Source organism: Oleidesulfovibrio vietnamensis, assembly GCF_055388115.1.
Window position 1 is genome coordinate 851578 of the sequence record NZ_AP042419.1, and the last position, 23196, is coordinate 874773.

Consider the following 23196-nt stretch of genomic DNA (forward strand, 5'->3'; position numbering starts at 1 on the left):
GCACCTCTGACGGGGTGCCGGTGTTTTTTTCCGCAGCGGGCACAGCAGGTGCACGTTATTCAGTAAGCCAGTCTGCCCAGTGATTTCAGAATAAGCGTGCAGCCCATGGCAAACATGCCCGTAAGTCCCATGCCGCAAGAAAAACCGGCCAGCAGCACAGGGGCGTAATAGCGCCACCGGCTGCCATATTTTTTGAGGAAATAAAAACGTCCCAGCAGGGCGCCGGCCACTTCCAGTACCAGCCCGTGGGGTGTGGATTGCCCCAGCCCGCGTACAATGCCGTAAATAAGCATTACGGGCAGGCCGGTGATGCTCAGCACACCGTACATCACTACGCCCAGTCCCAGCCCCATTCCGACGAATTTTCCGGAAAGAGCCTGAAAAAACAAAGAGTTTCCTTCAAGTGTTGAGGTCTGCATAAGCAGCGAGTTAAGTGCCTGCAGGTGCCATAATTCCTGCGCAAAGGGGTAGCTGGCAGAAGGAATGGGTGCAAGGCGCCACAGAAACTGTGAAAAAATGAGCGATGCCACCATGACTACCGGAAAGACAATCAGCTCAGCCTTGATTATGCCGCGCAGGCTGGTGCCTGTAAGCTCTATCTGGCGGAACTGTACAGTGGCCTCTCCGTAGTTGTGCACCGGAATGGGCGCATACCAGATTTCTATGCCGCTGTAGCCGAAGTATTTGGCGCCTGCGATGAAGCTTGCTTCGCGTACCATGGGCAGACTGACATATTGTCCGGCTATGCCTTCCATGCGGGCGGTCACATAAGAGACCACCGGCGTATACACAAAACCGTACAGCAGAAAAAACACCCAGGGGAACGAAGGGACAAGCCACACGCACAAAGCCACATAAGCCAGAGTGGAAAATACATAGATGGCGATGGAAAGCCAGAAACTGATGTCGCCCCGCCCGTCGGGCGGATTGAACAGCGCGCTGAAATCAAGCCTGTTGCCGCTGCGGGCAAAAGAACGTGCCACCTGCCATATGCCTATGGCGCCGATGGAAAGCCCCAGCCCTATGCCGAAACTCATGTAAAAGTCGAAGTTGTTGGCAAACACCGTTTCCACCGTGGCCATGCCTTCGTGCCAGCGGTGCAGTATGCCGTGTTCGTACAGCAGGGGGTTTGCCACCATGGTGATCACCAGTCCGGCCAGTCCGCCGATGACCGCCCAGAACGGCAGCACCATGCCTACGAAAAGCAGCCCGAGGTCAAGCTGCAGACCGGTGGCCACGGCCGGCAGGGCGTTTTCGGTGTAGGGGGTCAGCTCTATCCACGGTATGGGAATAAGGCGCACCGGTTCTGCCAGCAGCAGGCCGGAAAGAGCGGGCAACAGCACATAGACGGTCCCGAAGCCCAGACCTATGACCCCGCCTATGGAAAATATCCGCCATTTCCAGCCTGTTTTGCGGTCTTCTGCCGATTCAGCCAGTGCCATGGTGCCCAGCGCCCCCACAGGAGCCATGGGAAAGGGCAGTTTTTCCACATCGCTGGTCACACGGTACAGCGCATAACCCAGCCCGAAATGATCGATGCGCTGGATGAGCTGTGCGCCGGTAAGCAGCAGAATGGGGATCAGCCAGTCCCTGTGCAGAAACGTGCGTTCAAGCAACGAGCCGGAACCCGGCTGCGGTGCCACCCAGTCAGGAATGAATTCCGTCAGCCCCAGCATGCGCGCGGCGTCGGACTGCACCAGATACTGGTTCCAGAGCAGCCCCTGAAACGGCGAAGCCAGCGCGGCCCCGGCCATGTAGTACAGCAGAAATATCTCCTGCTGCTTGAGTTCGGTGTAAGAGCGTTTGGCCACTTCTGCAAACAGGATAATGGTGACCCAGCGGGCGGCCGGCCCTATGCCCTGACCGATGACCAGCTGCAGGTACATGCTGCCGGGCATCATCAGAAAGCCGATGAATATGGCCCCGATGACGGTCTTCCATCCGAAGCCTTCTTCAAAGTGCGACGGTGGCGTGAGAAGATCGCGGTATTCACGCAGTTCCTTGTCCTGATACATCAAGTCCGCCTAAAACGGGAATACCCGGTAAGGATTGCCGGTAAAGGCGGACACCGCCGCCCACACGCCCGCCATGATGAAATCTCCGGCCACTAGCCCCGCAAACAGCAGCTGGATGCGGCGGTACAGCCGCGTGCCGCCGTAGCGCAGTACCAGCTGGTTGCACAGCCATCCCAGCATTATGCTGAACCACAGCGTGCGCAGGGCCGGAGAATATGCCGCCAGATAGCCCAGCGGATGCAGCGGCCACCAGTAGAAACGGGTGAAACACAGCACAAGCACGGCCATGACTGCCATGCCCAGCAGGATGAATCCCGTTGTCCAGCCGCTGGTTGCCGCCGGAAGTTCCAGCAGCTTCCATGCGTTTTCATAGGTCGCCGTCACCGCGCGTGAGGCAAAATCCAGCCGCAGGTCACGCAGTCCGTAACGGTAGGCCATCAGAAGCATGGTAAAAAATGAAACGCATACCGCCATGACAAGCGCTGCGGCCATACCGGCAAGTATCCGCCGCCGTGCCGTTGCGGGGCGGACAGCCGCGTGTTCCGTGGCTGTGCCGGTTACCTTGGCACCATGTACCAGCACCGGCATGACAGATTCGCGCATGTCGGCAAAAAGCAGCTTCTGCATGACTGCTGTGGCGGCTATGCCCGTGCCGCCCAGTATTCCGGAGCCTGACGTGGCCGTCAGGCCGTCTGTGGGAGCGGCTGCCAGCGAAAAACCTGCCAGTCCGCCCTGAGCGATAAGCCGCGAGACAACCAGCAGCATCAGAAAAAACAACAGCGGCAGCAGCAGGCTTCCCGCGGGGGAAATGCCGGCCCAGCTGCACCACAGCCCCATGAGCACCAGACCGGCAAGCGCGCCGCGCAGCGCGGTGACGGGACTCATCCATTCTCCGCCAGCGGCCGTATGCATGGCGTTGCCGCCGGCGTGTGCGGCCGGACGTATGGCAGCCCCCAGCGCGCGGCGCAGGTGCGTGCGGGCAAGCCATAGCAGAAAACAGAAAAAAATCACCGAAGCACCCAGTGCCTGTGCTTCCTCCGGACGGCTGAAATCCGGTCCAAGCGTTACACCCAGCGCCGCTTCGGGGGCCTGCAGACCGGTTATGTACAGCACGCCGAGCAGCAGCAGACCGGTCAGATGAAAAAACCACAGGCTGAACGACACCTGCCGTGCGGTAAGAAAAGCAAAGCCGATAACAGCGGGTATGAAAAATATTCTGAGCTTATGGAATCCGGAAAGCAGCCCGTATTTGGGAAAAAATTTACCTGCCAGCACCAGTGTGTCTATCTGGGGGACGCCGGGGGTCACATAGTGCAGGCCGTTCATCATGTGCAGGGTTACAGGCACGGCAAGCCCCCACCACAGATATCTGTCTGTCAGAAACTGCCCCATGCGCCCCGTGTCCAGCGCATCCCCCATCATCTGGGGCACGCGCAGCAGCGGAAAGTTCATGCGCTCGTTATCCACCCACTGGCGGCCGAACAGACTTATCAGACAGATCATTGTGGCGTAACACAGCAGGATGAACGCCACCCACACCGTCAGCAGCGGCAGCCAGACATGCCATGGTATTGCGGCGGCAACGGCTGACCACGACATGGCACGGCCGTCGCGCAGACCGTTGTACAGGTCGCGTACGGCTGCGGCGTCGTGCTGCAGCCAGCTGCGGGGCAGCAGCGGGCGTATGGCGTCGGGCCATGGCAGGCCCTCCTGCACAAAGCGCAGCGGCGCGGTAACCAGCAGCAGAAAATGTTCCGTGAGTCCGCTCCATGCAACGCCGGAAACCAGTGCCGTCAGCAGCCAGATGACCAGTATTTCGTTGCCGCTGAGCGGCGGGGCGGTATGGCGCAGCCGGGCCCATGCGGCACTGGCCGCATACAGCAGCATGGCCAGCACAAAAGGCAGTACCGGCATGGGGCCTCCGCCCAGCGGGGCGCCTCCGGCAAGGCCGCTTTGCAGAGGAACGGCCGCACAAAGGCACAGGCTGACCGCCAGACCGGTGAAGAGCGCGCGCAGCCGTATCATGCCTTTCCTCCCCGGTTGTCGTTATCCGTGCCGGACAAAGCACGCTGTGTTGCCGCCTCGGGCGGAAGACCGCGTCCCTGCGCGGCAAGAACCGCTTCCAGACCTGCTTCGTAAGCCTGTCGTGCCGGGTCATCCAGTGAACGCCATACCAGCAGCTGTTTGCGCAGGTCGTTGAGAAAACGTTTGTTCAGGTTGTGCCATATGGCCTGTTCACCGGTTTCCCGCCTGATGATCACCTGAATCTGCCGGTAGCCTCTGTACAGTTCTGACGGGCAGAAAACCAACCGCACGTTCTGGCGCACGCCGAAGTCGAACGGTGCCAGCCACGCTTTGAACTGCATGGAAAAGCATGACTCTTCCGCATCGCCGGCAGGTTGTCCCGGCAGAATGCCCTGCGCCGGCAGCATGCCGGCATGGATGAAATCATACTCCATGCCATCAGTGGAAAATTCGCCGTGAGAAATATCGGCGTGGGCTTCGTAGTAGTCCATAAGGTATCCGCCCGCACATGCCTGCTCCCGTGCTCTGATGAGAAACGGCAGCGGCAGCGAAAGCACATCGCCCTGTGTCTGCGGCAGTTTCCATGCGCGGGTCACGTCGGGAATGGCCACCTGCGAGGCCATGCGTGCGGGGTAGAGAGTCGATAGCAGTACCACGCCCATGACCATGAGCATGGCAGCCACTCCGGCCGTGGAAGAATAGTTGGCTGTCATTCCCTGCCATACGGGCGTACCGGCCAGCACGGCGGCACAGCCCTGCGCCAGCAGATATCCGGAAACTACCGAAAGAACTGCCAGTGCCATGGCTTCCGCCACAAACAGAAAAGCCACATGCGAGGGAGCCAGCCCCACAGAGGTGTATATGCCTATTTCAGTCTTACGTTCGTGCACGGCACCTATCATGGTGTTCAGCACGATAAGTGCCGATATGGCCAGCGGCACCAGAATGACGGAAACACCGGAGTAGCTGGTGGCGTTGGCGGCGTAGTACAGAAAAGTGCCCTGATCCGCACCGCGGAAGAGCATGAGGCCGAACCGGTCGCCCAGTCCTCCGGCGGAAAGTGTTCCGCGCTGCACCGCATCGCGTGATTCGGCGGCGGGCAGACGCACGGCCAGTGCTTTCAGCGCGCCTCCGGCGGCCATCAGTGTGCGGGCGGGCACAATGCACACCATGTCGCCGTCCACGTGTTCGTAGCGGCTGTCGTATCGCAGCAGGTCGTCGCCGTCGGCCAGCGCTTCGGCTTCCAGTGCGCTTATCTGCGTGGCGGCCTCGTTGGGATAGATGATGGGAGTCAGGGGTTCCGCGTCCAGATCGGTGCGGGTGCGCAGCGCATTTTCACGCAGGATGCCGGTAACGGTGAACGGCATGCCCCACAGCGTGACCTGCGGCAGGGGGGCGTCGTGCGTTATGGCGATGCCCAGCGATTCCGCTGCCCGCTGCGGCAGGATCATGCCCTGCTGCTCGTCGTGCCGGAACCAGCGTCCGGACAGCAGTTCCGTATCCAGACCGGAAACGGCCGGTTCATCGGGAGAAAGCCCTACAACGCCCCGCAGGCGGAATTCTTCTCTGCCGTGCAGGACAGGAAGTACGGGCGAACGTGTCTGGTCGCTGGTTTCGTACCAGACACGCGGCGCCACAATGCCGCCGGAATCTTTCTGCCGCGCCGTGGCGTTGCGGGCCGAAAACAGTGCCGCGGCCGCCTGCCACGCTTCGGGGGGCAGGGTGCGCCAGCCCACATCCTTCAGCAGCAACCCGTGGTATGGCGCCTGTGCCGAGAACGACACCCATCCGGCCTGCCGAACCGATCGGGCCGTCGTGAAATTCATGATGGTAAAGGTGAGAATGACCAGCGTGGCGCTTGTGAGTGCGGTGCGCAGGGGGCGGCGTCTGAGGTTGCTGACACCTATGGCGGCCGCGGCAGCCATGGCTGCACCGCGGGAAACGGCAGGGCCGCGCATGTGGCGCGAGCGGCGCTGCAGCTCCTTCATTTCCCGTTCAAACCGCATAAAAATGATGAACGCCACCATGGCCGACAGCCCCAGAATGAAAAATGCCAGAATGACGATGGCCGGGCTGTAGGTAAGCTGAAATGCCGGATGCACGTTGTAGATGACGGTTATAATGCCCAGCAGTATGGCGCAGAAAGCCGCAATGCGTCTGTTGATGGAAGCAAAGCCGAACAGCAGGCGTTCCGCGCAGTAGGCAAAGGGGATGAACAGGGCGATGTAAAAAAGCACCCCTGCAAGCACATCACGCTGGGTGGTGTCCACATCGTTGTACGCCAGCGAAGCAAGCGAAAGCGCCCCCCGCGCGGCTTCCGTATAGCTGTCCCACCGGCGTTCCTCCCGCAGACCGTCTGCCAGCCGCAGCAGGTTTTCACCCCGTGCGCGCAGGTCGCGTACCCGTTCATTGACTATGCCGTGGCGTTCCAGATTGTCTATACGCGGCCCCAGCAGCGCCCACATGTCCCGGGCTGCCCTGTATTCCGTGTCATACAGCACGGGCCAGTCTGCCATGCGGTAGCCTGTGCCCTGCGGATGTTCAGCCCCTGCATTGAGCAGCAGCATCTTGCGGTCTATGAAATTGTCGGAAAGCGTCAGCTTGTACGGAATGTCCGGTTCCAGAAAAAGCGTGGTGAGTGTGGACGTGCGCGTGTCGAGACGGCTGTACCAGTAGCGCAGCGGTTCGGCTTCGGTGCGGGCGTCGATGAGCTGCGGCACGGTGAAATGCCGGAACGTGCGCGGATTGACCATGCCGAAAAGCGTGCTTTGCGCGCAGCTGAACATGGTCAGGTCGGTGCGCACCTGAGCGCGTTTCATCTTTACGCGGTAGGCGTCCTTTCCGGTGGCCTCCTTGTCAATGGCCCATACGGCAAGCCCGGTCTGCGGGTCAAAACGGTATCCTTCTATGATGGCTTTGTGCACTGTCTGGCTGTAGCGGGCAAGCCCCGGCACATGAAACCTGCCGCCCGCGTCACTCATGGCCGGAAACACGGAATCGCCCTGAAAAACAAGGAATACTGTCCCGTCAGCGGGTCTGTCGGGAAAAAGTTCGCCCTGTCTCAGCATGTTGGCGCGGCCGTCCAGTGCGGAAAAACCGCTGGGCTGCATTTTGCCGGTGTCGGGCGGAGGACCGGTGGCAAGACCGTGCAGCAGCGTTGTCACCAGTTCGCTTTGCCGTTGCAGAAAGTCAAAGTCCACGGCCTGCGGCACATCATTGGGGGTGCCCCATACCGTGCGCGTGTCGTGCAGAGTGGCCAGAGTAAGCGCAGGAAAACCGGCCAGAGCCAGCGGTTCGGCACCCAGTGCCGGTTTGTCGGGCAGATAGCTTTGCCACGGGCGGGCACGGCTGGGACGCAGCGTGTCGGAAAGCAGCATGGGCACCGGCGGCGTGTAGGGCAGAGGCTCCAGCCCGCGCGCGCGGGCCGATGCCGCCTGCCGCAGCCACCGGCGGTAGGCCCGTGTCGCATCTGCATTGCCGGTAACCTGACGTATGCGGCTGTCGGATGCCCGGCGCAGCCGCGAATCAACAGCGCTCAGCTGGCGGGTGCGGTTGACGGTGTCGTTCAGGTCGTACAGCCAGCCGTACTGAAAGGCCCCCAGCCCGTCACCGTGACTGGAAAGATGCAGCGAAACCCCTGCGTCCATGCGCCGTGATCCGGTAAGGTCCCGCAGTATCAGGGCGCCGGTCATGGATTGCTCTTCAGCCTCGGCGTGGCGGGCCATCTGTTCCTGCGCAGAGCGTACAACCGGCAGCAGGGCTTCAAGGACAGCTTCTTCCTCACTGCGCATGGGGTCGTTCTGCCGCAGGGTGCCGGATGTCCAGCCCAGACGGCGCAGGGTGATGCGCTGTGCCGCCAGTTGACGGATGCGCACGGCGGCATCGGCGGAGTCTGCCTCCAGCCGGAGCCGCATCAGCTGTCGGGTGATGGCGTCTTCTTTGTTGCGCACCGCCTCGCGGAAGGCCAGCCGGACAAGTTCGTGACTGCCGTCGCTGTAAGCCTGTTCCGAACGGGCTTCTCTGAGGGGAGCCTGATGCGAGAGCACGCGCAGGACTGTGCGGGCGTCGGCTGCGCGCAGGCGTGCCGCGTTCTGCCGCGCTGTGATGGCTGCACGCTCCGCGGAAAGAGCCCATGCCAGCTCACGGCTTCCGGCCTTGCCCTGATCGTGTCCGGCTGTTGCCACCAGCAGTACGGGGCGCTGCGGGGGGGCCGCGGCGAACTGACGGGCCGTTTCAAGCAGCATGGCAGCACCAGCAGCCTGATCTGCGGCGGGAGTGTTGCCGGGCACCATGCCCGTGGCATCGTAGAACGCTTCCACCAGCAGATAGCCGCCGTCCTGCTGCGGGGCTGTGCCGGGAATGAAACAGAAAACATTATCGGCCTCGGCCGGTTGCCACACCGTGGATGACTGCAGCAGCACTTCCTTGTCCAGCGCGGCGGGGTTCCGGCGGTTCAGCGGGCCGAACATCCGGCCAGCCTGCTCCGCCTGCATCCAGAAAACCGGAAAATTCACCGGAGTGGGTTCCAGCTTTTCACGGAAGAGCCGCCGTGCGGGGTCGCCGGGACCGGTGAAGTCCACCATGATCAGTGCGGCAGCCCCCAGCCGTGCGGCATTGATCCAGTGTTTGCCGGAATCCATGTCCATGAGCACCACGGAACCTTTGACGTCCATCCCTTCAAATTCGGCCAGCGAGCCTTTGGCAGCCCATACGGCTTTGCCGGTTATGCCGCCGTCGCCTGTTGCACCGGTGAAAAGCCGGTTCATGAGCAGCGGCGTTATGGCGGCCGGCGGCCCGTCTGGCAGCAGGGCTATGCTGCTGCCCATGTGTCGGCGTGCCGGAACGGTAAAGGGGTGCCGCCCGATGACCACTCTTGCTGATTGCAGGTCCGGCGTGGGAAAAGCGGCATCAAAGCCCCGTTCCATAAGGCTTGCGGCCAGCGCCGCGCCCGTGGTGCCGGGCGAGCGGTCTTTGAGGAACGCCAGCGCACGGATTGTCTGCTGCATTGTCAGGGTTTCAGTGGCGTCGGCGCTGTGCGGCAGGGCAAGACAGCACAGCAGAAGTCCCAGCAGCACATACCGCCGCGCCGGGGCGGACACGGGCCGTCCCGATGATGCCGCAGCAGGGTGCGGCGTCGCGTTGCAGGAATGTGTATGCATGCTGTGTCCTGCCGGTTACTCCGGTGGCGTTGCCGGTGTGTGGATGCCGCCCACCGATATGTTCAGTTCGTCGCGCGATTCCACCGTGTCCACGCGGCCGTCGCGTACCCAGACGACTCTGTCCGACACATTGAGCATTTTGTAGTCGTGCGTGGCGGAAATGACAGTCACCCCTCTTTCGGTGCTCAGGCTGCGCAGCAGCCTGATGATGTCCTCTCCTGTGGTCAGGTCCAGATTGCCTGTGGGTTCGTCGGCCAGAATGATGGAAGGATCGTTGGCCAGTGCGCGGGCAATGGCCACACGCTGCTGCTGCCCGCCGGAAAGTTCGAGCGGCTTGTGGTCGCGGCGTGCGCCCAGTCCGACCATATCAAGCAGTTCAAGCCCGTTGCGTGTGGCATCGTCGTTGCTCATGCCGGCAAAAATCATGGGCAGGGTAATGTTTTCCAGCGCGGTCATTACCGGTATGATGTTGAACGTCTGAAAAATATATCCGATTTTACGGTTACGCAGCCAGGCAAGCTCATAGGCGTCCAGCTGGGCGATATCCACTTCGTCAATGAACACCTTGCCGTCCGTGGGTTTGTCCAGACCGCCTATCATGTTGAAAAGCGTCGACTTGCCGGAACCGGATGGTCCCATGATGGAAATGTATTCACCGGCAAAAATCTCCAGATCCACGCCTTTGAGCGCCTGTACGTCCACCTTGCCCATGCGGAATGTTCTGGTGACGCCGGAAACGCGTACTATGGTGCGGCTGGCGGTCATGACGTTTCTCCGCGTGGCGGTGCGGCGTGCAGTTTGCGGGCCTGTATGCGCACGCTGAATTCCGTGCGCGGCGTAACGGCAAAGCGCTGCGTGGCTGCGTGCAGGGGCGTGCGTGTGTACAGTGCACATAACGTGTTGGAAACATGATACAGGTGCCGGTGTTCTGCCGCCGGCATGCCCTGCAGAATACCGGCCAGCACCGCCCAGCGGGGTTTTTCGGGCGACTGTGCATAGTCGTGCCACACCATGACGGAGTTTTCGTCGCGCAGCAGCGGCAGCAGCGAGCGGGTGTCGCGCGCCACGGCCTCGCTGTGGTGGTCGCCGTCTATGAAAATAAGATCGAACCGTCTGCCCAGCGTGCTGAAATCAAATGTCTGCGTGTCGGCATCAATGCATGTTATGTGGTCTGTACTGCGTCCGGTGGCCCCGTTGCGCAGAAAAAAACCGTCCTGAGCTATCATGCTGTCGCTGAACCCCGCCTGCCGCATCTGTTGCGCAGAAAGACTGACAGAAACGCATGACCGGGCCACGGCGGCCACATTCATCAGCGATTCGCCTCTCCAGCGGCCGACTTCCAGATAGGAGCAGCCGTGCGCGCAGCGGCGTGCAAGCGCTTTCAGCAGGGCGATATCCGTCACGGTGGCCGATGCTTCCAGAAAGGCATACGGCTGCACCGTCTCGTCAAGACCGCCCAGCAGGTCCAGTATGTCCGTCACGGGCAGGCCGTCGGGCATGTCATATGTCCCGCATACCAGCTGCTGCCAGTAGCGGGTCTGAAACCTGTCCCGATGTATGGCTTTGAGCGCCTTGACGGGTTTGCGCAGCAGATAGCCCAGCGCCCGCGTCAGGCGTTTGTCGCGTGTGTGCATCAGAAAATATCCCGTGAATGGTTACACCCCGCCGACCGGTGCGTGCCTGCGGTGTGGCCCTGCGGCATGGCGGCAGGATTTACAGGTCTGCCCGCATGGCTGCCACGGGCGGCATACGGGCGGCCACAATGGCCGGATACAGCACCGCGGCAAGGCTGAGAATCAACCCTGTGCCCGTGGCCTGTACAAGGGAAAGCAGCACATCGCTCCACGGCAGCAGGGTGACGGCATCGGTTCCGAAACGTGCCAGCCCGCCCGATATGGCCGCAGCCAGTCCGGCAACGGCGCCCGCGGCGGATCCGGCGACACCCTGCATTACAGCCTCCAGCAGAAACAGCCGCAGAATCATGGAATCAAGCGCCCCCAGGCACTTCATGATGCCGATTTCGCGGAACCGTTCCGTAACGGACATCATCTGGGCATTGACTATACCCACGGTACAGACCAGCAACGAAAGGATGATGATCCATCTGTCTTTTGCCCCCGCCTGAACCGCTCCGGTAACCGTGTCCACATCAAAACCGGCACGGTACAGCGCGCGCAGGGTCCCGGCACTGCCGTGGCGCGCCAGACCGGAGGCAATATCGGTGCTGACCAGCACAAAAGACAGAAATGCCACGGCCAGCACCAGACTGCCCGCCGTGATCAGTGAGCGGAAAAGGCGTGCCCGCAGATTGCGCCAGGCTATCTCCACCGATTTGCTGAAAGGCAGGACGATCTGCCTGCGCTTTTCTTCGGGGCGGGTGTGCTTTCGGGCGTCATGCGGGGTCATGCTGTCCTTTCTGTCGCCGGAGCGGTACCATTGATTGTGACGGGTGGTACCCTATTCATAACATATAACGGCGGACATCAACAACATGCAGGTGCGGATGATCGCGTATAAATACGAGCAGTGTGGTCAGAAAAGCGGCCGCCGCTCCGTTCATGCGGTTGTGATGCAGCATGATGCCGCACCAGCCGGTGCTGACCGCGGCGCATATTTCGCGGGTCAGTGCCTGCCATCCTTCATGAGGAGCGGCTTCCCTGCGCGTGTGCAGGTCAACGTTGACGGGCAGTTCCGTCAGCTGCGGCGGGGCAGGCGGCATGGCGCCCGCCGAGCGTGACACAGCCCTGAAGCCTGCGGCGGCCAGCGCGGTCAGCGCTTCGCCGTCCATTCTGTTCCACGGCGGTGTAAACAGCGGGCAGCAGGCGTTGCCTGTTACGCGGCGCAGCTTGTCCCGCCCTTTGAGTATGTCGTCAGTTTTGTTTTCTGCGTGGCGGTCAGAGCCGAATTCTCCTTTTTTCCCTTCCTGCTGTCCGTTGCGGTGACGCCAGCCGTGCTGATGCCATGCCCACAGATGCGGTGCCGCGGCCGTAAGGCGCAGCAGCGCGTGCCAGCGGTCCGCGTTGAGCCATGCCGGAACCAGCGCGGGGGCCAGCGGAACACCTGCCTTGATGAAGGCTTCGAACATGGCGGTGTTCATGGCTGAATCCATGGCGACGTCATCGGCGCGGAAAAAAACCTTTGCAGGGCGTCCCGAGCGCTGCATGTACTCAGACGCGGCATGATGCAGGGCACCGGTCAGCGTTGCTGCGTGATGCGGCAGGCTGCGGCGCGGTGCTTTCCACAGGGCCGAAACCGGCGGATGCGGGTTGCGGGCGGAGCGGGTTGTCATGGGCTGTTCTCCGTGCGGGAGCCTGATGCGTGCCGTGCCGCTGATTCCAGTATGCGCGCCGATGTGCGGGCGCCGTCCAGATTTATGCCGGTTTTTTGCGGACGCCGCGCCAGCGCGGCCTGCATCAGCTCTGCCAGCTTGTGCGGTTCCAGATCGTCGGGCTGCAGGATGCGCAGGGCGCCCAGACGTTCGAGGCGCCGGGAGCGCATGCGCTGTTCTCTGTTGCTGTCAAACGGCAGCACCAGCGCCGATGTGCGGGCCGCCAGCAGATTCATGGTGGTGTTGTATCCCGCCAGCGAAACGGAAAGGCCGGCCAGCGCAAGGTAGGCCGGAAACTGGCGGGTAAAGGTGCGTATGCGGATGTGCGCGGCGCCTGCTGCGGCCTGCCGGAGTGACGCCGTATGTTCCGGCGGCATGAAAGGGCCTGTGAACACGAGCAGGCGGTGCGGTACGGTACGGTGCAGAATGTGTGATGCCCGTGCCGCGGTCTGCAGCAGACCGGCACCCACGCTTCCGCTGCCGGCGCTGGCAACGATAAGCGATTCCTGCGCCTGCAGCCGCAGCGCCCTGCGCAGCCTTGCGGCTTTGTGCGCTGCGGGAAGGGGTGTCACATACCCCGTGTCGTGCACGTCGGCGGCAACTTCCGGCAGGCGCGAAAAGGTTTCCTCCAGCCGGACCACGGCGGGGTCGGTATGCACAAGAACATGGTCGAACCAGGTATTCAGCGCAGAGAGCACACGTTCTTCGTAACGGGCCTGATTGTCTTTTTCCACCAGAATATCCCGCACGCTGCAGACAATCTGCATGCGGCCGTATGCACCGGAGCGGGCGGATTCCAGCAGCGGCACAAGCTCGAAGGAGAACTGCCTGCGACCGAAGGGGAAAAGCTCCACAAGCAGAATGCGGGGTCTTGTTTCGTGCAGGGTTTTCAGCAGCATCTGCCGGCGCATGTCCTGTACCTGCCGCAGGTCGGGCGGCAGTTCACCGGCGGCGCAGGGCACCGTATGCAGTCCGGAAAAACCGCTGTCCATCATCAGCGGCGGCAGCTGGATATGCCTTATGTGCGGCGGCAGTGCGGCGGATACGGGCGGGCCGCCTGTAACCAGCGTCACTTCGTGACGGTGCAGTGCTCTGGCTATTTCCAGACTGCGGAAAAGGTGCCCCATGCCCAGCACGTGCTGACAGTAGTGCAGAATGCGCATGACGGTGCCTTACAGGTCCCTGTTGCGTTCAAGCAGTGTGAATGTGCGGCCGTCCCATCCGATGCGGTGCAGAGCGCGTTTTTTTACCGGGCTCGGTTCGTCGGGTGTGAAAGACAGCTCCATGAGATGGGTGACAAGGCATTTGATGACACCAAGATGCGTGACCACCAGCACGGGAGCGGTGCGGGACTGCGCTGCATTGCGGGCGGTTTCCTCCAGACAGTCCAGCGTGCGGCGGAGCACCTCTGTGCGTGACTCTCCGCCGGGGGGGCGGAAATTCCAGCCCGCATTTTCCTGCAGCCGGACCTCGGCGGCGTGTCTGCCGTGCAGCTCATCGATGGTGCACCCCGTCCAGCGGCCCCAGTCTTGCTCGCGCAGACGTCTGTCGGTCGAAATGATGCTTTCCCGTCCGTTATTGACGCTGTGCGCCGTGTCCACCGCGCGCTGCAGGTCAGAACAGAGAACCCGTGACCAGAGCACCCGCTGCAGCGTATTGCACCAGCCGCGGGCCTGCAGCACTCCCTGCGGGCTGAGCGGGATATCTTTTTGGCCCTGTATGCGTTTTTCTTCATTCCACGGAGTGCTGGCGTGTCTGATAAGCAGAAATTCCATCATTTGAAATCCGGATGTGTGCATGTGCCGTCGGGGCGGGTTTCTCCGCACAGGGTATTCATGATATCCAGCATGCGGCTGTAGTTTGTGTGCAGATTGTGCTGTGCCCGCACATGATTGCGGGCATTGTCGCCCAGCGTGCGGCGCATTCTGCCGTCGGTGGCCAGCCAGCCTATGGCATGGGCAAAGGCCGCCGTGTCCCACGCGGGAGTGATGATGCCTGTAGTTCCCGTTTTTACCAGTTCAGGCGCGCCGTCATGGTCCCATGCCACCACGGGCAGTCCGGCTGCCTGTGCTTCCAGATAGACCATGCCCAGACCTTCGTTGATGCCGGGAAAGGCGAACAGGTCGGCTGCGCTGTAGTATTTGTATAACGCCTCCCGCGGAACAAACCCCGTGAAACGGGCATTTCCCGCCAGTTCGTATCCGGCCAGCCGTTCCAGCGCTTCTTTTTCGGGTCCGTCGCCCGCCACCACCAGTATGATATCTTCTCCGCGGGCTCTCAGACGCGCACAGGCACTTATCACCTGTTTTATGCCTTCTGTTTTCACCCCCTTGCGCAGCATGGCCACGCTCAACACCACAGATGCGGTGCTCACGCGCCACTGGCGGCGGAGTTCTTCGCGGCTGCTGCGGTCAAACGCAAAATCGTCGGGGCGGATACCCGGTGCGATAAAGCTCAGGCGTGATTCGGGCAGAACGCTGCGCAGGGCTGGCAGGTCTCTGTGTTTGTTTACAAAAATCTGGGAAGCGGCTCGCAGTGCAGCCAGATTTTTATCATGACCCCAGCGTGAGGCCCGGTCATGGGCGCGCTTGGGCGAGTGTGCACCGGCAAAGATGAAATACGGCACGCCATGTGCGGCTGCCGCGGGGCCCAGCAGGTCGGGCGCACGCCAGTAGCTGTGATAAGTGAACCACGCACCGGGCCTGCGCCGGCAAAGCGAAAGGCCGAGAGCCGCTCTGCGCCACGCAAGACGCGGCCACATGGCGGGCCGCCGCCATATTCTGTCTGTGGGCAGATAGGGAACAGTTTCCACATGTTGTCCCTGTTGCCGCATAAAAGCGCACAGGTCCTGTGCGATAGTCACATCGCCGGAGGGGCGCGGGTGGTCGGGCGGTTTGAACGGGGTGCAGAAGTACAGCGACATATGATTCTCCGTGCTCCGCGTCAGGAAAGCGTGGGGCGTCCGCTGTGCTGTGTGCCTGACACTGCGGCGCCGGTGCGGGCGTGACCGGCCGTATCTGCGAATATGCGGGCCAGACAGGCCGTCTGCTTTGTGCTGTCGAACACGGCTTCCACATGGCTGCGCGCAGCCTGTGTGATTTTCTGCCGCAGGGCGGTGTCTGTCAGCAGCGGGCGCAGTGCATCTGCCAGAGCGGCCGCATCATCCGGCGGGGCCAGCATGCCTGTTCTGCCGTGGATGATCAGTTCGGGAATGCCGGAGACTCCGGTGGCCGCCACCGGCACGCCGAGAGCCATTGCCTCCGCTATGACGTTGGGTATGCCGTCGCGGTCACCGTTTTTTGCCAGCAGGCAGCCCAGCGCAAAGGCGTGCACCCCGTTGTACTGTTCAAGCACCTGCGTATGGGTAAGCGTGCCCGTCATGGTCACATGACCCTGCATGCCCGCCTGCCGTATCTGAGCGGCCAGTTTGCGGCGGGCTTTGGCGTTTCCGTCGCCTACAAGCAGCCAGCGTACATCCAGCCCCTGCCCGCGCAGCAGGCCGAGCGCCTGCGCCACAATCCCGAGACCTTTTTTTTCCACAAAGCGCGCCACCGTCATGACCGTATACGGCGGCGGGACCGGAGGGGTGCAGGCTGCGGGGTTGAACAGACCAAGGTCAATGCCGTGATAGACTGTGTGCACCGGAGTGCGACTGCCCATGCCGTCCAGATGCTGCTTGTTGTATCCGGTGCAGGTTACAGCGAACGCGGCGCGGTCCAGCTTGAATTTCAGACGCTGGGGGGGCTGCGTGTAGATGTCTTTGGCGTGGGCGGTAAAGCTGAAAGGGATGCGCAGCAGTTCTGCCGCATACAGCGCCACAGAGGCGGGCGTGTGGGCAAAATGGGCATGCAGGTGCCCGATATGCGGGCCGTTGTGCTCTGCCGCGTCGGCAAGACAGCATGCCTGCATGAAGTGTTTGGCCCATGTGTGCAGTTTTTCCGTGCCCTTGCGCCGCGCCAGCCACAAAGATGCCGCACGGCGGAATGCGGCGGGGTCGCGCAGCAGGCGGCGCAGGGTGTGCCGCAAAAGCACCGGCAGCCCGCGCAGCATGGATTCGGGCAGATAGGTGACCTGTGCCCTGATGGCGCGGACGCTGTCGTGACTGAAAGATTCACGCGGGGCGCGCATGGAAAAAATCCGGATGCTCAGTCCCTGTTCTTCCAGCAGGCGTATTTCGTTGGCGATGAATGTTTCGGATATGCGCGGATAGCCTTTGAGCACAAACCCCAGCACAGGGGCTTCCCGGTTGTTCTGCAGCGCGGTGTGTCGTGTCATGCCGCGGTCTCCTGACGGAAGGCGGCCAGACGCTGCTTGATGGTTTCCAGTCCGGTGAGTGCAAAGTTTTCCATGGCCTGCTTCCACGGGGCGGGGTTTTCCAGCAGGGCAAGGATGCGTCCGAGCATGAGCGACGGGCTCATGCGGTCCCACTCGATGAAGTCGGCCAGTCCCTCGCGCTGCAGCATGCGCGCCCTGATAAGCTGTTCCATGCGGGGGGTATCACGCGGGATGACCAGTGTCACCTTGCGCTGCGAAAGCACTTCGCAGATGGTATTATATCCGCCCATGCTCACCACCACGTCAGCATTGGCCATCAGTTTTTCCGGTTTGTTGTGAAAGGCCTTGAATGCGATGCCCGACCGTCTGGCCCTGTCGGCCAGTTCGTCCTGCCTGGGCTTGGGCACAAACGGGCCGGAAACCATGACCGTGCGGAAGGGCAGCGGGCCGGATTCGGCCATTTTCATGTAACAGTCCAGCAGCGGGTAGCCGTCGCCGCCGCCCGCGGTGACCAGTACCAGTCTGTCACCGTTGCGTCGCTGCTGCGTTGCCGCGGCCTTGATATACGACGGGCGCGGCAGGTAGCCCGTGAAGACGAATTTATGATGCATATGACCGGGAATGCCATATTCTTCCAGCGGATTGTACAGCCGTTTTTCTCCGTAGACCCAGACCTCGGAATACAGGTCATCTATCACATGCAGATAATTTCTGTTTTCCCAGTCTGCACGGGTTGTGGCCGCATCGTCCAGAATATCGCGCAGCCCCAGAATGACTTTTGTTTCTGGTCTGCTGGTACGGAACCATTCCAGTACGGGGCGCACCTCGCCTTTCAGTCCCACGGGCACTTTATCCACAATGAACATGGCGGGATCAAACGCTTTTGCCGTGGCTGTGATGATTTCCTGCCTGATATCCAGTGCATGGTTGGGGGCCACTTTGATGGAATGCGGCACATAACTTGTGTTTGACTGCTTTATCATGCCGGGAATACGGACGAAATCTATCCCCTGAGGAAATGTGTAGCGCCCGGCGATGGGTGATCCGGTCAGGATGAGGATATTCACGTCCGGATGCAGCAGAGCCTGCGCTATGGTCATGGTTCTGCGGATGTGCCCCAGCCCGTATGTGTCGTGCGAATACATCAGTATATTATATGTCTGGGACATGCGGCTGCTCTTTTGGTCAGTTGCCGGTACGCTGGTAGTTGACTGCAAGTGAGAGTTCAGGCGTTTCGTTTTCCGTTCCGGAAGGCGGAGACGGTTGTGCCGCGCGGCGGGCCAGCTTGAGATTGGCGGCATAAAGCGGTGTGACTGGATCGTCGGCGGCAGCCCGGGCAAAACAGCACGCTGCCGCCTGAGCATCGCCCGCGGCGAATGTGGCCACGCCGGCGTTGTTGGCAGCCTGTGTCATGGCCGGTGCCCGGCTGTGTGCGGCGGCAAAGGCCCGTTGCGCCGCGGGCAGGTCTCCCACCACATAGGCGCGCACACCCTCGATGAAATCCTGCTGGGCGGCGTCGGGCAGGATGTGCTCCACACCCTGACAGGGGCAGCGGTGCATGCGGCACGGGGTGGGGCCGCTTTCTGTCTGCACGGTGCCTGAAAGCACGTTGCCGAGCACCGTCTTGTCGCCGGGGCAGCGCAGCACCGTGCCGTCCGGCTCCATGCGCAGAAAGGTGTGCCCGCCGTGGCAGGGTACGCCGTGAAAGTTGAAAACGGTTTTTCTGCCCGCTTCGGGGTGCTGTGCAAAAATGGCTGCGGCTGTGCTGCCGTATCCTTCGGGGTATCTGCGGCCTTCGTGAACGCCCTTGAAGGGGCGCGGTGTGAGCGGTATTCCGTGGCGGCCGAAAAATTCACAGTCGGCGGCAAAGCGCTGCACCAGCGACGGGTGCACCACATAGTTCACCTTGACCGTGAAACCGTGCCCGGCAAGGGTATGGTAATTGCGGATAAAAGCATCCACAGCCCCTCTGCGTTCGCGTTCTTCAATGTGCAGCGCGGCGTATATGTCGTGCACTCTGTCGGGCGGTACGTGCCGGGCAAAGCGTTTGACGACCGGTGTCACACTGAGGTTGGTATCAATGCCGATACGGTGTTCCGCGGCAATGGCACTGCAGATATCCACAAAATCCGGATAGATGAACGGTTCACCGCCGGTTAGTCCCACCAGCCATTCTCCTCCGCGCGACCGCAGAAAGTCCAGCAGCGCGGCGACGGGTAATGAGTCGGAAACGGGTGAGTTGTCATGGGGAAAGTAACAGTAATGACAGGAAAAATTGCATTTTCTTGTCATGTTCCATAAAATTTGCGGGCAGGGAGAAGTCATACTCTTTTCATACAGCAGAGCGGACCTTTTTTCTATAGTGCTTCATTAATTATCAGAAAAAAATATGCTGGCTTTTTATGTCCTGCCGGAGTACTTGCTCCCGTCGGTCACCGGAGGTAGTATAAAAAAATACGTCTTCGGCTGTTATAATGACGAATGTCTGACGTTATACGGGCGCACAGCAGTGCCGCCTTTGATATACGGTAGTTATATATGGATATTTCTGTACTTTCAGAGCTTAAGGAATTTCTTGCCGTGTGCGACCATAAGCCGGGCAGACTCAAAGTCCGGGTGGATCTTGCCATAGCCGGTCACCCCAAGGCCGCCATGCTGAAAAAAGCGGGGCGCGGGGGCATAGCCGGCATCATCAGAACCAATATGAATCTGTTTACGCGCACTCTCACTGTTGAATACGATACGCAGGTACTGCCCTACGACAGCGTGCATGCGTTGCTGAATGATGATGATCCGGACCGTCTGCAGCAGATAATGGCAGATCTTGCCGTCAGGCGGGAGGTGGCCGTGTAGCGCACCGGCGCTTTTCCGGCACCGCCCGCAGCGCAGGCGCCCTGTAACCTTTATACCAAGCGTGCAGGATGCCTAAGTATGGATGTTACCACAGAAAAGCTCAGAGAACGCATTGCCGAGCTTGAAGCCCGCAACAGCGAGCTTGTGCGTCAGTGCGGGATATACAGAACACGTATCGGAGAATTGGAATCCGCCGTTGCCGGCCCGCTGGCAGCGGCGGATGTTTTTTTCGGCCGCGATGCAGGTATGGGCGGTGAGGCAGTGTGGCTGCTGCGTGACGGAACCTCCGGCCGGTTTCTGTTCGCCGGGCCGGAATTTTCATCGGTACTGGGCGGGTCTGCGGCCCTGCTGTACGAAGACCCCCGTTATATAGAAACCTTTGTGCATCCCGACGATACGGCGTTGCTGCACGCTCTTTTTTCTGACGGGCACGAAGGCACCGGCGGGGGGCGGACGCGCAGCTTCAGGCTGGTTTCGCACAAGGACGGCAGAACTCTGACAGCCGCGTTGCACCGGCATACAGACGAACACGGGGGTGTGCTGGATACCGTTGTGGCTGCCAGCGATTGCGGGTGGCGTCTGCTTTCTTTCCGCCGGTTCGAGACTTTTTTCCGTGCGTTTCTGGATGCTGTGCCCGAACCGCTGGCACTACTGGATGCCGCCGGAGGTATTGTGGCAGCAAACAGGGCATCGGCAGCGCGGCACAGGGTTCCTTTCATGCGGTATCTGGGCGGGCGGCTGACTGATTTTCTGTCGGAAGCAGCAGCCGAGCGCCGGTTGCACGCCATGAATGAATCACAGCGTACCAGACGCTCCGTGGTGTTCCGTGAGGTGCAGGAAGCAAACAGATACGAGTGTGTCATCTTTCCGGTGCTGGGGGTCAGTTCCGATACGCCGCTTTTCGGCCTGCTGGAAAGAGACGTGACCGAACGTGAATCGGTGCGCCAGACGCTGGTACGCATCAACAGGGACCTTGAAGCGCGGGTGCGTGGCAGAACCAAGGCGCTGGAGGTGGAGGTGCAGGAACGCAAGCGGATGGAACAGCGTCTGCTGCGTGAAAGGGAGTTTATCAAACTGCTGGTGCAGGCTTCGCCCAACCTTATCAGCGTGTTTGACAGCCGCGGTGCGCTGATGTTTGCCAACAGGGCATGGCGCGAGTTTTACGGCCTGCCGGGTGATGTGTGGGGCGTGGCCGACGCGGGCCCCCGCATGTGCGGATATTTCGGTGCCGTGGACCGCGAAGTGCTGCAGGAAGGCCGTGTGGCCCAGCTGGAAGAGCGCATAGTGGGTACCGGCGGGCGCAGGGAATGGTTTGATGTTATCAGGGCACCCATCACCATGCCCGACGGCGAGACTCTGCTGCTGTTCATAGGCATCAACGTGACTTCCCGCGTGGAGGCCACCCGCGCCATGGAGGCCGTGCGCAAGACGCTGGAAGAACGCGTCAAGGAGCGCACGGCAGCCTTGGGCAGAGTGAACGACCGTCTGGAACGTGAGATAGCTGAGCGCAAACTGCACGAAGAGCTTATCGTGCAGCACCGCAATCATCTTGAGGCATTGATGAACGCGCTTGCCGACAGCGCGCTGCTGATGGATACGGGCGGCAGGATAATAACGCTCAACATCACCGCCGCACAGCGGCTGGGGCTGCCCGAAAGGGGGTCCGGCGGGCAGGTGTTTTTTGACCTGCTGCAGGGGACTACCGATACACTGGTGTGGCGCGATGCGCTGCACGAAGTGCTGGAAACCTTTCTGCCTGCACGTTTCGAGGTGCAGGCTTTCGGGCTGGAACTGGATGTGACCTATTATCCGGTTTTCGGGTATGCCGACTGGGTTACCGGGGTGGCCGTGTACATGATGGATGTTACCGAGCAGAAACAGATTTCGCGGCGTCTCAGGCGGCTTTCCGCACAGGTGCTTTCCGCGCAGGAGGAAGAACGCAAGCGCATAGGCCGCGAACTGCATGATTCCATGGCGCAGACGCTTTCGGGCATCAAGTTCATGCTGGAAGGCGAACGCAGCAGGCTGGAACAGTCCGGCACGGGCTGGCCCACGGAACGCATATCGAAAACCATCGAATATGTGCAGCATGCCATTGTGGAGACGCGGCGCATAGTCATGGACCTGCGTCCCACGGTGCTGGACGACCTGGGACTCATCGCCGCGCTGCGCTGGCTGCAGCAGGAAATGAGCCAGATCCATTCTCTTACCATCACAAGCCATCTTTCTCTGCCGGAAAATGCGCTGTCGGATGTGCAGAAATCGGTGTTGTTCCGCGTGGCGCAGGAGGCGCTGAACAACGTCATACGGCACAGCGGTTCTGATTCGGCCCGGATCAGCCTTGAGCAGGTGGGGGAAGAATGCGTGATGACCGTCACCGATAACGGCAGCGGTTTTGACCGGCTGGACAACACCCGCAACGGCATAGGGCTGGACAGCATGCGCGAACGGCTGGAGCTTATATGCGGCCGGCTGGATATTGTGACGGAGAAAGGCATAGGCACGGTTGTGCGCGCCGTGGTGCCGCTGGATTCTCCGTGCTGACCGCGCTGTGCATTTGACCGCGCGGCTGCGCAGGGCTATGTTCAACATCCATTTCAGGCAGCCCTGCTGCCGGCCGGAGGTTACGTGCGGGACGATCCACCTATCTGCAGACATCATTGCGAACATACTGACACCGTGAACAAGGTGCGCGCCGCCATGGCCCCCGAGGAAGAACTTTCGGCTCTTGCCGAACTGTTCAAGGTGCTGGGCGACAGAACACGCGCCCGTATTCTTGAGGCGCTGGCCGTGAGCGAACTGTGCGTCTGCGATCTTGCGGCCATACTGTGCCTCAGCCAGTCGGCGGTTTCGCACCAGTTGCGGCTGCTGCGCGCCACCAAGCTGGTCCGTTATCGCAAGGAAGGAAAAAACGTGTTCTACTCGCTGGATGACGAGCATGTGCGCCAGCTGTTCCGGCAGGCGCTTGAACATGTTCAGGAAGAACGCTGACCTGTCTGACGGCACCACCCGTGCTGCTGCAAGGGAGAATTTGCGATGAAAAAAACAGTGCGTTATGCGTTGGTTGCATGTTTTGTTATTTTTTCGGTCTGCACGGCAGCCGCGCAGGACTGGCAGGCACCGCGCTGGAAAAGTCAGCTGCTGCATGTGCCTGTTTACTCGCATGTGTACTACGGCAACAAGGAAGCCCGTTTTGCCCTTGCCACCACGCTGAGTGTGCGTAACACCTCGGCGGAGCATCCCATTGTTCTTGAACAGGTGACCTATGTTGATACCGACGGCAAAGCCGTGCGCAATTTTACGGAAAAGCCCGTCACGGTGCCGCCGCTGGGGGGCGTGCGGTTTGTGGTGGCGGAAAACGACCTGAGCGGTGGTTCCGGAGCCCGTTTCATCGTGCGTTGGAACTGCACAAGTCCGGTGCCCGCGCCTGTGGTGGAAGGGGTGATGATAGGTACCGCCTCGTCGCAGGGGATTTCATTTGTCACCGGGGGCGTGGTGCTGGAAGGGCGCCAGTAGCGTACCGGTTGCCGGTACGGGGCGG

General features: G+C 61.1%; 17 protein-coding genes. 4 read left to right on the forward strand and 13 right to left on the reverse strand.

Annotated elements, in window-relative coordinates:
* Positions 1-59: 59 nt before the first annotated feature.
* From ACZ5D1_RS03550 to ACZ5D1_RS03610, 13 genes are all read right to left on the reverse strand, one after another.
* Positions 60-2015: an OPT family oligopeptide transporter gene (locus ACZ5D1_RS03550; RefSeq protein WP_464555934.1), complete on the reverse strand. Its 1956-nt coding sequence runs from the start codon at positions 2013-2015 to the stop codon at positions 60-62.
* Between the two features lie 9 nt (positions 2016-2024).
* Positions 2025-4040, reverse strand: coding sequence for a DUF6785 family protein (locus tag ACZ5D1_RS03555; protein WP_464555936.1), 2016 nt, complete (start codon positions 4038-4040; stop codon positions 2025-2027).
* Positions 4037-9199: a M28 family peptidase gene (locus tag ACZ5D1_RS03560; protein WP_464555937.1), complete on the reverse strand. Its 5163-nt coding sequence runs from the start codon at positions 9197-9199 to the stop codon at positions 4037-4039. The genes ACZ5D1_RS03555 and ACZ5D1_RS03560 overlap by 4 nt, the downstream gene beginning before the upstream one ends.
* Positions 9200-9214: 15 nt before the next feature.
* Positions 9215-9964 carry an ABC transporter ATP-binding protein gene (locus tag ACZ5D1_RS03565; RefSeq protein WP_464555939.1) on the reverse strand — a complete coding sequence of 250 codons (750 nt, stop codon included), beginning with the start codon at positions 9962-9964 and terminating at the stop codon, positions 9215-9217.
* On the reverse strand, positions 9961-10833 hold the full coding sequence (locus ACZ5D1_RS03570) for a class I SAM-dependent methyltransferase (protein WP_011366812.1): 873 nt from the start codon (positions 10831-10833) through the stop codon (positions 9961-9963). Before ACZ5D1_RS03570 ends, ACZ5D1_RS03565 begins: the two co-directional genes overlap by 4 nt.
* A gap of 79 nt (positions 10834-10912) precedes the next feature.
* Positions 10913-11605 carry an ABC transporter permease gene (locus ACZ5D1_RS03575; protein WP_011366813.1) on the reverse strand — a complete coding sequence of 231 codons (693 nt, stop codon included), beginning with the start codon at positions 11603-11605 and terminating at the stop codon, positions 10913-10915.
* Between the two features lie 55 nt (positions 11606-11660).
* Positions 11661-12488: a polysaccharide deacetylase family protein gene (locus ACZ5D1_RS03580; protein ID WP_273192214.1), complete on the reverse strand. Its 828-nt coding sequence runs from the start codon at positions 12486-12488 to the stop codon at positions 11661-11663.
* Positions 12485-13690 (reverse strand): glycosyltransferase family protein, encoded by a 1206-nt coding sequence (locus ACZ5D1_RS03585; protein WP_464555941.1) that lies wholly within the window; start codon positions 13688-13690, stop codon positions 12485-12487. The genes ACZ5D1_RS03580 and ACZ5D1_RS03585 overlap by 4 nt, the downstream gene beginning before the upstream one ends.
* Before the next feature lie 9 nt (positions 13691-13699).
* Positions 13700-14305, reverse strand: coding sequence for a histidine phosphatase family protein (locus tag ACZ5D1_RS03590; RefSeq protein ID WP_011366816.1), 606 nt, complete (start codon positions 14303-14305; stop codon positions 13700-13702).
* Positions 14302-15450, reverse strand: a complete 1149-nt coding sequence (locus ACZ5D1_RS03595) for a glycosyltransferase family 4 protein (protein ID WP_464555943.1) — start codon at positions 15448-15450, stop codon at positions 14302-14304. The genes ACZ5D1_RS03590 and ACZ5D1_RS03595 overlap by 4 nt, the downstream gene beginning before the upstream one ends.
* A gap of 20 nt (positions 15451-15470) precedes the next feature.
* Positions 15471-16802 carry a glycosyltransferase gene (locus ACZ5D1_RS03600; RefSeq protein ID WP_011366818.1) on the reverse strand — a complete coding sequence of 444 codons (1332 nt, stop codon included), beginning with the start codon at positions 16800-16802 and terminating at the stop codon, positions 15471-15473.
* On the reverse strand, positions 16799-17971 hold the full coding sequence (locus ACZ5D1_RS03605; RefSeq protein ID WP_464555945.1) for a glycosyltransferase family protein: 1173 nt from the start codon (positions 17969-17971) through the stop codon (positions 16799-16801). Before ACZ5D1_RS03605 ends, ACZ5D1_RS03600 begins: the two co-directional genes overlap by 4 nt.
* A 16-nt stretch (positions 17972-17987) precedes the next feature.
* Positions 17988-19094, reverse strand: coding sequence for a radical SAM protein (locus ACZ5D1_RS03610; protein WP_464555946.1), 1107 nt, complete (start codon positions 19092-19094; stop codon positions 17988-17990).
* A 246-nt stretch (positions 19095-19340) separates the two neighbouring features.
* Here ACZ5D1_RS03610 and ACZ5D1_RS03615 point away from each other — a divergent pair, with 246 nt between their 5' ends.
* From ACZ5D1_RS03615 to ACZ5D1_RS03630, 4 genes are all read left to right on the forward strand, one after another.
* Entirely contained in the window at positions 19341-19655 is a 315-nt protein-coding gene (locus ACZ5D1_RS03615) for a hypothetical protein (protein ID WP_011366821.1), read from the forward strand.
* Between the two features lie 78 nt (positions 19656-19733).
* Positions 19734-22199, forward strand: coding sequence for a sensor histidine kinase (locus tag ACZ5D1_RS03620; RefSeq protein ID WP_464555948.1), 2466 nt, complete (start codon positions 19734-19736; stop codon positions 22197-22199).
* 84 nt (positions 22200-22283) lie between these two features.
* Positions 22284-22646 carry an ArsR/SmtB family transcription factor gene (locus ACZ5D1_RS03625; protein ID WP_011366822.1) on the forward strand — a complete coding sequence of 121 codons (363 nt, stop codon included), beginning with the start codon at positions 22284-22286 and terminating at the stop codon, positions 22644-22646.
* A 45-nt stretch (positions 22647-22691) separates the two neighbouring features.
* Positions 22692-23171: a DUF3124 domain-containing protein gene (locus ACZ5D1_RS03630; protein ID WP_011366823.1), complete on the forward strand. Its 480-nt coding sequence runs from the start codon at positions 22692-22694 to the stop codon at positions 23169-23171.
* Positions 23172-23196 lie beyond the last annotated feature (25 nt).

Coding starts and splice junctions, on each gene's coding strand:
- ACZ5D1_RS03550 (WP_464555934.1), bottom strand. CDS start 2,015: ATGTATCAGGACAAGGAACTGCGTGAATACCGCGATCTTCTCACGCCA.
- ACZ5D1_RS03555 (WP_464555936.1), bottom strand. CDS start 4,040: ATGATACGGCTGCGCGCGCTCTTCACCGGTCTGGCGGTCAGCCTGTGC.
- ACZ5D1_RS03560 (WP_464555937.1), bottom strand. CDS start 9,199: ATGCATACACATTCCTGCAACGCGACGCCGCACCCTGCTGCGGCATCA.
- ACZ5D1_RS03565 (WP_464555939.1), bottom strand. CDS start 9,964: ATGACCGCCAGCCGCACCATAGTACGCGTTTCCGGCGTCACCAGAACA.
- ACZ5D1_RS03570 (WP_011366812.1), bottom strand. CDS start 10,833: ATGCACACACGCGACAAACGCCTGACGCGGGCGCTGGGCTATCTGCTG.
- ACZ5D1_RS03575 (WP_011366813.1), bottom strand. CDS start 11,605: ATGACCCCGCATGACGCCCGAAAGCACACCCGCCCCGAAGAAAAGCGC.
- ACZ5D1_RS03580 (WP_273192214.1), bottom strand. CDS start 12,488: ATGACAACCCGCTCCGCCCGCAACCCGCATCCGCCGGTTTCGGCCCTG.
- ACZ5D1_RS03585 (WP_464555941.1), bottom strand. CDS start 13,690: ATGCGCATTCTGCACTACTGTCAGCACGTGCTGGGCATGGGGCACCTT.
- ACZ5D1_RS03590 (WP_011366816.1), bottom strand. CDS start 14,305: ATGATGGAATTTCTGCTTATCAGACACGCCAGCACTCCGTGGAATGAA.
- ACZ5D1_RS03595 (WP_464555943.1), bottom strand. CDS start 15,450: ATGTCGCTGTACTTCTGCACCCCGTTCAAACCGCCCGACCACCCGCGC.
- ACZ5D1_RS03600 (WP_011366818.1), bottom strand. CDS start 16,802: ATGACACGACACACCGCGCTGCAGAACAACCGGGAAGCCCCTGTGCTG.
- ACZ5D1_RS03605 (WP_464555945.1), bottom strand. CDS start 17,971: ATGTCCCAGACATATAATATACTGATGTATTCGCACGACACATACGGG.
- ACZ5D1_RS03610 (WP_464555946.1), bottom strand. CDS start 19,094: ATGACAAGAAAATGCAATTTTTCCTGTCATTACTGTTACTTTCCCCAT.
- ACZ5D1_RS03615 (WP_011366821.1), top strand. CDS start 19,341: ATGGATATTTCTGTACTTTCAGAGCTTAAGGAATTTCTTGCCGTGTGC.
- ACZ5D1_RS03620 (WP_464555948.1), top strand. CDS start 19,734: ATGGATGTTACCACAGAAAAGCTCAGAGAACGCATTGCCGAGCTTGAA.
- ACZ5D1_RS03630 (WP_011366823.1), top strand. CDS start 22,692: ATGAAAAAAACAGTGCGTTATGCGTTGGTTGCATGTTTTGTTATTTTT.